This window comes from Sphaerimonospora mesophila (genome assembly GCF_001417795.1).
In the GTDB taxonomy this organism is placed as follows: domain Bacteria; phylum Actinomycetota; class Actinomycetes; order Streptosporangiales; family Streptosporangiaceae; genus Sphaerimonospora; species Sphaerimonospora mesophila.
The window spans coordinates 387541-400813 of the sequence record NZ_BCBX01000032.1 but is presented as its reverse complement, the minus strand read 5'-3'; the positions used below and the strand labels follow the sequence as shown (position 1 = coordinate 400813).

Genomic DNA, 13273 nt, shown 5'->3' with positions numbered 1-13273 from the left:
TGCTGTTAGCGTTAACCCGGAAGGCCGGGTGACGCCTCTTCCTCATGCGTTATTCATGTGTTCCGTACGGCTAGACGCCGAGCCCATCGACGGGCCCTGCGATAGGCCCCGCGATGGGCCCTGTGATGGGCTTGGTGCTCGCTCTGGCGACGAACCGAGGCGGCACGACGTGCCGCTCCCGCTCGTACGAATCGGCCGCGTCGCCCGCGTCGATCTGCCGGAGCAGCACCTCTATGCAGCGCCTGCCGACGGCCCCGAAGTCCTGTCTGATCGTGGTGAGCGGAGGGGAGAAGAACTCGGATTCCGGGATGTCGTCGAAGCCGACGACGCTGATCCGGCCCGGGATCTTCACCCCCTCCTCGGTGAAGGCGCGCAGTGCGCCGAGCGCCATCTGGTCGTTGGCCACGAAGATCGCGGTGACGTTCGTACCCGCTTCGACCATCGCGGCCAGGCGCTTACCGGCCTCGTAGCCCGATCGGGGGCTCCAGTCACCGGTCAGCACCTCGGGCACCGGCCGGCCGGCGGCGGTCAGGACCTCCCGCCAGCCTTCGACGCGCCCCTCGGCCTCCAGCCAGTCGGCGGGGCCGCTGATGTGCCAGACGGTCTCGTGTCCCAGGTCGAGCAGGTGCCGGGTCGCCAGGCGGGCGCCCTCGACCTGGTCGACGCAGACCACGGAGACATCGCCGGCGTGTCCGCCCTCGACGGCCACGGCGGGCATGCCGGTCGGCAGATCCTCCAGGGCCTGGGCGGCGGAGCGCTGGGGCGCGACCACCACGATGCCGTCCACGCCCTGCTCGGACAGGTAGCCGATCGCCTCGTGCACACCGGTCCTGTCGATGGTGCGCAGGCTCACGATGCTGACGAAGTAGCCCGCCTCCCTGGCGGCCTGCTCGATCCCGTAGACCGTGCTGGCCGGGCCGTACAACGTGGTGTCGAAGCTGACCACGCCGAGGGTGCGTGAATGCTTGGTCACCAGGGCGCGGGCGGTGAGGTTTCGGCGGTAGCCCAACTGGTCGATGGCCTGCAGGACCCGGATGCGGGTCTCGGCACGGACGTTGGGGTGGTCGTTGAGCACCCGCGAGACCGTCTGGTGCGACACACCCGCCACCTTGGCCACGTCGGCCATGACGGGTGGACGATGCCCGGGGTTCGGTCCCACCGACGGCTCCTCTCATATGGCTTGGCAAGACTGTGAGCGTTAACAATAGGTGCCGTCAAGCGGTTGGCCGGTCACGTTCCGATCACATCGAAAAGTTTCAGGGCCGGTATTGACGTCCGCGCCACGGGGCCCTTAACTGGTGCACGTTTCTCGAAAAACCGCCAGACCAGCCGTGCCGCCTCCGCGTGTTAGCGATAACAACCCCCTCGCCGAGGAGCCACCGATGAGACGAAAGACGTGGTCGTTCGCCCTGGCGACGGCCCTGGGCGCGAGCCTGCTCGCCGGCACGCCGCCCGCCCGGGCCACCGGCACTGCGACGGCCGTCGCCGCCGAAGTGCGTGAACGCAAGATTCGCCCCGGTCCGCGTAGGTGAGTCTTAAGTTGATCGAAGCCGGTTTCGGCCTCCCACCGCGCGTGGTAGCAGCGGGCCAGCTGCTCAGCGGTGGCATCGTCAGGGTCGAGGATGCTGGTGATCAACCGGATGGTTTCACCGCGCCGGTCGGGAACGGTGTAGTCCACGACGACTCGTACCACGACCGCCTCCTCCGGATCGAGGTCGTGTCCCGCCTGGGCGGCGGCGCGCAGGCGTGTCTTACATTCCTGACGTAATCGGGGTTTAGTAATGACGGCCAGCCAGGAGCCGTCTGCAAGATCGCTTGACCAGTCGAGGCGTACGCCCGCCTGCAGACGCCACAGCAGGTGAGCGGCGCTGCCTCGGGCCTGTCCCCAGGCTGCGAAGCTGTAAAAGCCACGATCGGCGGTCAGCAGCATGTCCTCGTTCAGGTGCTCATACAGGGAGAACGCGAGGGTCTGCTCCCCGGCCCAGCAGTCCGCGACGTCGGCGGCCACGATCGCATGACTGGCGCATTCGCTGATGGCGACCACTCTGGCCTGGGGGAAGGCGGTCTCATACCCGCCCGAGCTGTCCTTGCCGAACTCGGCGACGTTCGTTTCGGTGTCGGGGAGATCCAGGACGAAGCCGTCGATCGCCATCTCTCGCCATCGACCCAGCCATGCGCCGTGGTCGGTGTGGCCGCAGCCGGCCGGGCCACCCGCTGGAACACGTCCCGGACCACCTCAAACCCCAGGCGCTGACGCGCCTGCGTGATCGCCCCGCGGGTGGGAGCCTCCCCGCGTGCCCCCGGGACGGTGGCCAGCATGCCCGTCAGCTTTTCGGCGACTTCCTCGTAGTCGTCATCCGGGAACAGGCATAACGCCATCAGCAGGTAGATCATCACGTGCGCGGGGAGCTTACGCACGCTCTGTTCCCGGCATCCCTGTGCGGCGATCGCCTCATCCAGTACCTCGCGGGGCACCAGCGGTGTCAGAGCGCCCAACGTCACCAAGTCCGTCAAGCGTGATGAGCCGTCGATCTCGCCTCGCTGCGCCGTCGACCGAAAGTACCAGCAAGATCCCTATCTAAACGGCATTGGGGTCGGGAGAACTCCTGAATGGACACTCCAGACCGATCTCACACTCGAACCGCCACAGCCGGAAACCGCAGCCTTCAACCTCGATAAAAGGTGCCAGAAACCGCCGCCACTTCTATCAAAGATCGCCACGTAGCGAAACCTGCTAAAATTTCCTCGTCAGTAGATTCAGTAAAATCAGGAGGCGGCAGATCGCCACCTTCAATATTCCCTACCAGATAACGGGCAGCCCTCCCCTTGATGGCAAGTTCACCACCGATTTCAAATCCTGAAGTCAACGTCCATCCTTCACTTGAAATACAGGGCTCCCAACGTCCAACCATCCACGCCCATCGATGCCACGCAGGAACTCCCGACCATGCGATTTTCGCAACACGTTCGACTTGAATAAGCGCAGTGTTCCCCTCTGGGACGTCTATAGCCCCCCGCAAATCAAAGAGGAGCCACAGAAATGATCTAATCATATCCATCCGCACCTCTATTAACTGCGCTCCCGCTAAAGCCCCACGCACAGACAAGGCGTCTACCACAGGCGCAGGAGCCCTTACCTGCCAGCCATCACCTCGAACCAAATCTTCCATCAACATAAGATCACCCTATGATGCATCTAACTATTTCCAGTGCCATAAAGGATGGCTCTTTCCGATGGTTTTCCCCGTAAACGGATCCACCGTCTGGCCGCTCCTGTTCTGATAGTTAACGTACCCTTCAGGATATTGATGGCCTCCCGGAGTTGTTGTGGGATCCATTATTCGAACTCCACTGGTCTTATTACTCAGGCCATGACCACCATTTCCTCCCGTGAACCGGAACCCCTTCCCATTATCTACAGGCGCTGGACCCGTAGCCCCCTTCGGGACAATTATAGCCTCTCCGTTCGGCCTTACAACAAAGCTTGGACCACGAGATGATGGCCCCTTGACTCCGCCGACCAACGCTAATGCAGTATCGGGCCCCTCCGTCAAACCTTTAGCATGAGCGGCGGAATCTAGATCACAACCACACTGCCATCCACGACTTTTCTTTAAGGCTGCAATCTCACTCTGGCTGGCACCGGGATAAATAATCGAGTCGAGAATCCCAGAAAATTCAGCAAAGAATCGATCGATCGCAGCATCTCGCGAAGCTTTCGCTGCGGCGGCCGCTTCCCTCTTGCGCTTTGCCTCTGCTTCTGCCTTCGCCTTCGCGTTTGCAGCTTTTCGCTCGGCGATCATCTTGTCAAGCTTACGGCTCTTGACGTCCTTTTTGCATTTGGCATTGCAGTAACCGTGCTCGCGGCCTCTGGCGGACGGGGCGTAAGTTGGGTAGCGCTTTGCTTTTCGGTGTTGCTTGGCGGCGGCTTTCTCTTCTTCCCAGCCCTTGTTACCGCCATGTTGGCCCCAAGCGTAATCAAGAGGGATGAGCCCTGTGGGGTCGGATGCGCCGATGGGGTTGTTGCCGGCGTAGCCGTAGGGGTTGGCCCATTGGGGTTTGCGCAGGTCGAGAAGGGGATCGGTGGAGATGAATTTGGCGATGGCGGGGTCGTAGTAACGCGCGGACAGGTAGGTCAAACCGGTGGAGTCGTCTTCGGTCTTGCCGAGGAAGCCCAGGTCGGTGAAGGGCAGGTCGTCGGTGCCGCGGCGCTGGCCGAAGGGCAGGTAGCGTTCGCGGGAGACGGCGCCGGTGTTGTCGTTGACGGCGAGCTGGGTGGAGCCGTGCAGGCCGGAGGCGAGCCAGGTGACGCCGTCTCCGCCGATGCGCATGGCGATCGTGGCGCCGTCGGGGGTGGTGTAGTAGCGCTTGCCGGTGATGGCATCGCCGTTGACCTCGATCTCCATCGAGCCCAAGGACAGGGTGGTTTTGCCGCCGGGGTCGCGGCGGATGAGGCGTTCGCCGTCGGCGTCGTAGACCATCGTGGTGTCCTGGCCGTCGATGGTCGCCTTCTCCAGCTGGCCGAGCTCGTTCCAGGTGAAGGTGCCGTTCTTGCCAGCGACGGTGCGGGCGGTCAGATGGCCGGTTTTGTCGTAGGTGTAGGTGTCAGTGCCGCCCTGGCGGGTGATGGAGGTGACCGCGTTCGGCCGTACCGCGTTGGCGCCACCTTGGGGGTAGGTGTAGGTGGCGGTCTGTCCGCCGTCGGTGATACTGGTGATGTTGCCGACGCCGTCGTAGGCGTAGGACTGGGCGTAGGGGTCGATGCCCTGGTTGTCGGCCGAGCCGGTGCCCGGCCCGCACTGGGGTGTGGTGGTGGTCCAGGCCTGGGTCAGCCGGTGCAGGCCGTCGTAGGTGAAGCACTCCGACTGTCCCGGGCTGGTGCCGGCGGCGGTGGCGGCGTCCAGGATGCGGGTGATCTGGCCGGAGACGTCGTAGGTGTAGTGGTCGTCCTGGGTGGTCACCGGGTTGAGGGTGTCGGCCTTGGTCGTGGTGGTGACCGACTTCAGCCAGCCGGTCGAGTTGTCCCAGGCCAGGGTGCGTTTCATCTTTCCGCCCGCGCCGTAGGAGCGTTCGTTCAGCCGTGCGGTGGATGAGTAGGTGGTGGAGTGAACGTAAGTGAAGCCGCCACCGAAGCCGGAGGTCATGGCATGCGGCAGCCCGAGGTCGGTGTAGGTGGAGGTGACCGTCTCCGCCGGCAGATCGCCGGCGGCGGGCATGGTGTAGGTCGCGATATCTCCGGCGGTGTTGTAGGTCGTGGCGAAGGTGTAGGTCCCGGCCAGCAGCCCCTCAGAGGAGGGGACCGTCAGGGCGGAGCCGGTGGGGCGGCCCATGCTGTCGTAGCCGGTCACCGCGTCGACGTAGGCGTTGCCGCCGGCGTAGCGGGTGGCGGAGGTCAGCTGTCCCTTGCCTCCGGCGAGGGTGTCGTACGTCCATTCGGCGAGTTTGGTCCCGGCTCCGGGCTCGCCGGACCAGACGGCGGTTTTGCGGCCGAGGTCGTCATAGGTGTGGGAGACCTTCTGGCCCTTGCCGTTGGTGGACCACAGCATGCGCCCGGCGGCGTCATAGGCCTGCTCGGAGTCGCCTGCGTCGGGGTCATGGGCGGCGGTGCGGCGTCCGAGCAGATCGTAGGTGAAGGTGCGGACGTTGCCGTTCGCGTCGGTCTGCTTGATGAGCTGACCCTTGCGGTCGTATTCGTAGGCGGTGTCGTAATGGTCGGGCACGTCCACGGTCAGCTGCTGCCACGTGGTCCATTCGGAGGTGAAGCCGGCGTTGACCGCGCGGACCCGCCAGCGGATCTTCCACCCGTCCTGTAGTTTCCCAGCCGGGACGGCGGCGACGGCGTCGTTACCGGAGGCCACCCCGGTGACGGTGGTGGTCCAGATCTGACCGGTGCCTTGGCCGGCGGGCGCGGAGGGAGCATGCTCCAGCTCGAACTCCGCGCCGAGTTGCCCGCCCTGCGATGAGGTGACCGTGGCGAGCAGGGCAGGGGTCAGCGTGGGTGTGGTGGTGGTGCCGGAGGCGGGCTGCACCCGGGGGTTGGCGATCTCCGGGATCGGTGAGCCTTCGGTGACGCGCAGTTGCTGCCAAGCCGACCAGGCGGAGGTGCCGCCGCCGGTGATCGCGCGGGCGCGCCAGCGGACCTTCCACCCATCGGAAAGCTTCCCCTCAGGCACGGTGACCGCCGCCTGGGTCCCGGAGTCGACGTCATCGACAGCATCGGACCAGATCGAGCCCGTCCCGTGCTCAGTGTCGGCGGGGTCATGCTCAAGCTCGAATTCGGCCCGTACCTTGCCGCCTGCGGGGTCAGTGACCTGCGCCAGCAACTGCGGCATCAAGGTGGAGGCGACGGTGGCGCCGCCGATCACCTCCGACGGGACGACCTGCAGGGAGCCGAGGACGGGGTCGGGTTGATCCACGCGGAAGGTTTGCCACTCTGACCAGGCCGAGGCGGCCTCGCCGGCGATGGCGCGGGCCCGCCAGCGCACCAGCCAGCCCTCACTCAGCGTCTGCTCGGGGATGGTCACCGATGCCTGGGTCCCGGCGGGGATGTTGTCGGCGGCGCCGGTCCAGATCTGACCGGTTCCCTGTCCTGCCGGGGCGGCGGGGTCGTGTTCGAGTTCGAATTCGGCCCGCAGTGTGCCGCCGGCGGGGTCGGTGACCTGCGCCAGCAATTGCGGGGTCAGCGAACCGGTGACCGTGGTGCCGTCCACTGCCTGGGCGGGGGTGACCTGAAGTGCGGTCACCCCGGGGTTGGAGGGGATGGTGCCGGTGTTGACGGTGGCCACCTGCCAGTCCGACCATGGCGAGGCGACCTGTGTGGTGGTGTTGACCGCCCGGACGCGCCAGCGTACGCCCCAGCCGTCGGCGAGTTTCCCGGACGGAATGGTCACGGCGGCCTGGGCTCCGGACGCCACGTCATCGACGGCGCCGGTCCAGATTGGCCCGGTGCCGTGTGCGGTGTCGGCCGGGTCGTGTTCCAGTTCGAACTCCGCCCGCAGCGCCGCCCCGTAGGAGTCGGTCACGGTCGCCAGGAGTTGCGGGGTCAGCGAGGTGATCACCGTGGTGCCGTCGGCGGTCTGGGACGGGGTGACCTGCCGCTGGCCGACCGTGGCGGCTGGGACCTTCACCGTCAGGGCCTGCCACCCGCTCCAGGCCGAGGTGTTGGACCCGCCACCGACCGCGCGGGCGCGCCAGCGGACCTTCCACCCGTCGCCCAGTGCGCCGGATGGGACGGTGACCGTCGCTTGGGCGCCGGAGGCGACATCATCCACCCCTGTGACCCAGATCTGGCCAGTGCCGTGCGCGGTGTCGGCCGGGTCGTGCTCCAGTTCGAACTCCACCCGGGCGGTGGCGCCGTCGGGTGTGGTGACCCGGGCGGCGAAGGCCGGGGTGAGCGTGGAGGTGACCTGCACCCCCGACTCGTCCTGCGATGGGGTGGTCTGCAGCTGGTCCACCACCGGATCGGTCACGGTGACCGTGGCGGTCTGCCAGGCCGACCAGGCCGAGGAGGTGGAGGTTGCGGTGTTGGTGGCCCGGGCCCGCCAGCGGATGTGCCATCCGTCGGTCAGATTCCCGCCTGGTACGGCGGCCGGCGCGTTGCTGGCGGAGGCGACCGCAGCCGAACTGCCTGCCCAGATCACACCCGTGCCCTCGGCGGGGTAGGCCGGGTCGTGCTCGATCTCGTAGTCGGCCCGCAGGCTTCCCCCGGCCGGGTCGGCGACGGTCGCGTGCAGGGTCGGCGTCACCGAGGTGACCGTGGTGCCGGTCGACGGGGTGATCGAAAGATCGGCGGCCGAGGGCGAGGAGGCGACGGTGTAGGTGACTACAAGCTGCGGCGGGTGCGCCCCTCCGGTCTTCTCCGCGGAGTGGAACTCCATGTTGACGAAATCGAGAGTCTCATTGGCGGCGCGAACCTCCACACCGTAGTTCGCGGTGCCGGACGCCCATGCCTGCACGATCGACGTAACTGTCCAGGACAAGGCTTCGGCAACACCGTTATGGACGGCTGAAGCCGGGATTGAGGCTTGGCCGGACGTCGTGATGGAAGGCCGGCCTGCCCATGTCAACGTCGACTGGTTCCAGTCGCTGGTGATCCGCTGAACCTTAGGCCCACTCCCGTCGAATACGTTGTCTTCCTCCACGCCGGTTTTGTACAGCCGCAAGATGGCATCGCTGACCTGGACACCCGCGAGTGCGGAGGTGTCGAACTTGAGGTAAGCACGGGCGGCCACCCACCCAGCGGTAAGCAATAGGCTGGAGTCGGTGTAGAAGGAGTTCTCCATGCCGCAGCAGCTGCCGACCCATGTGTCCGCCTGCGGCGACAAAGTGATCGTCGGATCCACAACCACGGGGAACCTCACCGTGGGATCGGCGAGGAACGACGCGTCCGGAGTCAACTCCAGCACCTGGTTTCCACCGTCTCCGGTCAACCGGCTGACGATCCGGCCGATCCGCCTGCCCTTCCCGGTAGCCGCGCCGGAGGCACTATCCTTGCCGTCCTTCGTCGAGGAGCCGGACGCGGCGAACATAACAGGTTCCGCGACAGGCGTGACCAGCTTGCCGGCACCATCGGTAAGCCGCAGATGGCCCCTGGCGTCCTGCTCCAGCCGCCACCCCGCGGTCTTGATTCCGATCTTGAAATGCGGCTGTCCGGTAGGACGCTGACGAAGCACCACATCATGCCGCACTCCGCCGGGCAGCACGGTGACCACCAGGTCCGCGCCCGTGCCAGCGGCGTCGGCGTACCTCGCGACATTCCCGTCCACCATAGGGCGTGGCAACGACGTGGGCCAGGTCAGCTCGATCGAGTTGCCCGCCCCATCGGCCATCGTGGCGAACGGCCCGTCGCCTCCCATTGACACCTCGACCTCAGGACCGGCCTTCGGAACGAGGGAGCCGTTCTTCTCCACCAACGTGACATCGATAGACGTCCACTTACCGGCACGCTTGACCCTGGTCGGCTGCGTACTGATCGTCGTGGTGAACGATCCGTCCGGGTTGGCCACTGTGGAACTGACAGCCGAAGTCAACGCCGCTACATTGACCGGCCTGTCGGATCGCTTCGCCTCTGCCGAGGCCTGGGTGCGGGCGGTCTCCGTCTGGATGGTCAACTCCTCAGGGGTGACCCCTGCCTGTCCGGCGGCGCCACGCGGGGTGCTAGACGGAAGGGCGGGCGGCATCGGCCCCGCAGCAGTTGCCCGCTGTTGCCCGCTGTTGCCCGCTGAGGTTAACCATTCCTCGATCTTGGTGACCTGGTCGGCCGCATCGGTGTAGTAGACCGTCTTACCGCCCGTCGGTGGCGTCACCTCATACTTGTCCGCGCCCAGGTAGTTCGTCGTGGTACGGCGAAGCTCGCTTGATCCGGTCATGTCGAGCTGCGCCGTCGCGCGTCCCAAACCGTCATAAATCGGCTTGGACCATTGCGGCAGCGACGTCAGCACCGGGTTGAGCAGCCCCGAGCCCGGATCGGCGGTGTTATGGACCGGGGCGGAGGCCGCGGCGGTCAAGCCTCGTGCATCGTAGGTGGTGACCTGGACGATCCGACCGCCCGTCGGGGAGGCCGTCTGGGTCTCCCGGGCACGGCCCAGCCCGTCGATGTAGGTGTGTGTGGACACCCACTTGGCTGAGCTGCCGCTGCCCGACTGTAGCCGCGAAACGGTGGTCTTGGCCGGGCCGGTCACCGTGCCGTTGGCATCGGCCGGGATGGTGTAGGCGACCTTAGCTGCTGGCGTCCCTCCCGACTTGGGCGCCACCGGGGTCCACAACTGCAATGTCCGGCCGAGCACGTCGTAGTCGATGTTCACATCGTTGTTGTTCGCATCCCGCAGTCCGACAGGCAGGCCGTTGTACGGCGAGGACCAGGTGGTCACCGTATGCCCTAACGGGTTGGTCACCGTGACCCCGCCTGAGGGCCAGCCCACCGCCGGACTGTAGGCCGTGGTCGTCGTCTTGCCCAGCGGGTCGGTCGCAGTCAGCGGGCGGCCGTAGTCGTCGAACGTGCTCTTGGTCGCCGTGTAGTCGGCGGCCGTGGAGTAAGCGCGAGTTTCGGTCACGTTGCCCCTCGTCGGGGTGTTCGCGCTCGGGCTGGTCGCCCCGTCATACAGGGTGATCGTGCGGCCCAGCAGTGTCCCGGTCTCGCAGTCGTCCCCGGCGCGCCGCTCCTGGCTGGCCGGGTAGGAGATCATCCAGGCCCCGCCGGAGGTGTTGCGGGCGTAGGTGGTCGCGGTGCAGGTGTTGTCGGCGCCGTCGCCGCGCTCGCCGTAGTCGTTGACCGTGACCGGCAGCCCGTCGGCGTTGTAGGCGGTCTTGGTCTCGGTGTATCGCCAGCCGGAGGTGGTCTTCTCCCGGTTGACCTCGCGGGTCTGGTTGACCCGATGGGGGTCGTAGTCGATCGGTCCGCTGCCGGTGACCACGTTGGCGTACTCGTACCGGGTCGAGGCCTCCTCGCTGAAGGCATCGGGAACCGGCGTGGTGCCGGACACGCCGGTGACGCGCAGGGTCTGCTCCTGCAATGTCATGCCCGTTAGGGCACGGAGGTCGTCGTGGGTGGTGCCGTCGAAGTCGGTCACCGTGGTGTGCCGGGCGCTGCCGTCGGCGAGGGTGTCCTCGTACAACCCCCGGTAGAAGGTGGTGGAGGTGACGCTGTAGGCGGCCAGGTCCCCGCTCCCGCTGGGTGTTCCCTTGATCACCCGGACCGTCGGATAGCCGCGGAACTCCGTCCAGTTGCCCGCCCAGTCATAGCAGGTGGGCAGCCACGGGTAATACTCCTCCAGAATGGAGGAATCGCCCACGCACTCCCGGAAAATGGGCTCGGTATCCAGCAGCGGCACCGGCTTGGCCCACCCCGGACTGCCCAGGTACTCATACCGGGTCACCTGGTCGGGAGAGCCGGCCACCAGATCCCGCTCCATGGTCGTCATGACCAGCCACTTGTTGTAGATCGCGCCATGGCGATACAGCGACGACTCCCCCAGGGTGTAGTTGTACAGCTCCCAGCCGTAACAGTCCTGGCCGCTGTCGTCCCATCCCGTCATCCCGTGGTCATCACACGGGCTGGCCTGCCCATAGGTGATCTCGGTCACGCCACCCAGGCCGGTGGTCACCGCCGACATCCGCGGCAGCTGAAACCGTGGATGGTCGTCGCTGTAGTCGACATAATCAGCCCGGTTGTCCAGCAGCGTGGCGGTGAAGTCGATCGGCGGTGCGGCGATCTCCGGCCCACCCCCCGCCATGCCCACGGCCCGGATCCGGTCCAGCCACAGCACCGATGTGCCCATGCAGAAGGGAGTCCCATCAGGGCAGTCGGTCTCGATCCACCGATAGGTCAAATCCAGCCGCGTCACATCCTCCCAATCAGAGGAGGCGGCATTCCACGACTGGGAGGTGATCGCATCCAACCGCTTGCTCGTGAAGAACGTCGGCGTGCCGTTGTCGCAGTCCGAACCGCTGCTCAAACACAGCAGGTCGGTCGGCGTGTCATCGGACCAGTTACCGATCCCCGGCGGCGGCGTGCCCCGATCGGCGACGGTGAAGGTGATCCTGGCCGTCGGCGTCGACCCCGCCACGTTCAGGTTGTGGCCGTAACCGATCTCGGTCAGGTACCCGCCGCGGTCGTAATCCAGGGCGTATTCGGGGAGCCAGCCGCACTCATACCCACCCGCCCGGCAGTAGAAGTTGGTCTCCCGAGCCCAGGTGTAATCGATCACATTGCCCCTGGGGTCGACCTCCCGGTCCAGCTGCCACCGCCACGTCGCATCGCAGAACGCCGACGTCGTCGGATACGAGGTGCCCGACCCCAGGAACGCCGCGTGGCACGGCTCGTCCTCGTTATCGCCCAGCACCGGCACCTGCCAGGAGGAATTTCGGTGGTATCCGAACCGGTAGACCGTCCCATCCTGGGTGGTCACCTGCCAGTACGGCTGCCCGCTCTGGCTGCCCGAGGCGACATAGTCGATCTTCCAGCCGAAATCATCGACCGTCTTGTACTCCCCTGACAGATCGTCCTTCACGATCTTCGAGGAGCGGCCCCCAACCGACAGCGTCAACGCCGAACTTTCCGGATCGGAATCGGGAGACTCCCAGCACAGGTGCCCCTGCAGCCGGTCCTCCCACAACCCGCACGGCTGGAACTGCCGCTCGATGAACCCCGCGTTCAGCTCCCAGCCCATCCCCACCAGCGGCGCCTGGTTGTTGGTGTAGGAGGTCAGCGAGTCCACCGACGACGAGGAATACTCCAACGCCAGCGTGGGAGCCGACCCTGCCGGTGGCGGCACCGCCGGGACCGGGTAACTGTAGGAGAAGGCGCCGCCCGACAGCCCCACCTGCCAGGTCCCCGACGGCTTGAGATCGGTCGCCGCGAACGACCCGGCCGCATCCGAGCCCGTCGAAGCCGCCGAACTCGCCGGCACGTACACGAACGCATCCGCCGACGCCGGCGCCCCAGTTGGCGCCGTCCCATTCGCGGACGCCGGAGCGGCCTCCATGACCGCGGTCAGCCTGCCATGCACCACGTCGTTGACCACCGGCAGCGCCCGCGTCTCGGCCTTGGCCTGCTCCAGGCAGTCCCGCGACGGCTTTGCCTCCAGCATGCACACCGGCACCTTCAGCACCGTCAACCGGGACGCGAAACCCCCCGGATGGGCGTTACCGAAAGAGGAGTAATCCACCGTCACCTTCGCCGGCGCCACCTCCGCACCACCGTCATCGCGCGTCAGCCGTACCGCCAACCCGACCCCGCCCAACCGCCGGGCCACCGTGGTGTCGAACGTCTCCACCCGCACCGAAGACGGCGACCGCTGCGACAACGGAGGTGTGGAGGCCGCCGATCGTGACCGCGACGCCCTCGTGTCCCTGGCCTTGCCGCTCGGCGAGGCCGACGGCTTCACAGTGGGAGACGGTTTCGCGGTCGGTGACGGCGTGGCAGTAGGGGACGGCTTCGTAGTCGGAAGCACCACCGGAGCCACCGACACCGGCAACCCCGCAACCGCCACCGCTCCTGAACCCTTGGAAAGATCGGCATGGCCCGAACCCGCCTTCGGCCACCGAGGCGCCGCACGCCTGGCCGGCACAAGTTCGTCCTCAGCCCCCTTGGGTACCGGCTTCGCCGCGACCGCGCGGCCCTCGACGCTGCGCTCACCACCCGATGAAGACGAATCCGCAGCGGCATTCCGCACCAGCCCATCCGGAACGCCGATCCCGGCGACGAACACCGCCAAACCAACGACCGCGCCGGTCAAGGCATGCGCGAGCCTGCGACGTGACCACCCGAATCGTT

4 protein-coding genes and 1 pseudogene are annotated in these 13273 nt (G+C 66.4%); all 5 read right to left on the bottom strand.

Annotation, left to right across the window (positions count from 1 at the left end; all coding sequences use genetic code 11):
- Positions 1-70: 70 nt before the first annotated feature.
- Positions 71-1126, bottom strand: coding sequence for a LacI family DNA-binding transcriptional regulator (locus AP234_RS09475; RefSeq protein WP_055479187.1), 1056 nt, complete (start codon positions 1124-1126; stop codon positions 71-73).
- A gap of 165 nt (positions 1127-1291) precedes the next feature.
- On the bottom strand, positions 1292-2170 hold the full coding sequence (locus tag AP234_RS09470) for an IS4 family transposase (protein ID WP_268778036.1): 879 nt from the start codon (positions 2168-2170) through the stop codon (positions 1292-1294).
- Positions 2171-2226: 56 nt separating this feature from the next.
- Positions 2227-2502, bottom strand: a pseudogene (locus AP234_RS39440) (transposase domain-containing protein); the annotation flags it as partial.
- Between the two features lie 164 nt (positions 2503-2666).
- Positions 2667-3176, bottom strand: a complete 510-nt coding sequence (locus AP234_RS36050; protein WP_152990327.1) for a hypothetical protein — start codon at positions 3174-3176, stop codon at positions 2667-2669.
- A 24-nt stretch (positions 3177-3200) separates the two neighbouring features.
- On the bottom strand, positions 3201-12803 hold the full coding sequence (locus tag AP234_RS09465) for a DNRLRE domain-containing protein (protein ID WP_152990326.1): 9603 nt from the start codon (positions 12801-12803) through the stop codon (positions 3201-3203).
- Positions 12804-13273: the final 470 nt, after the last annotated feature.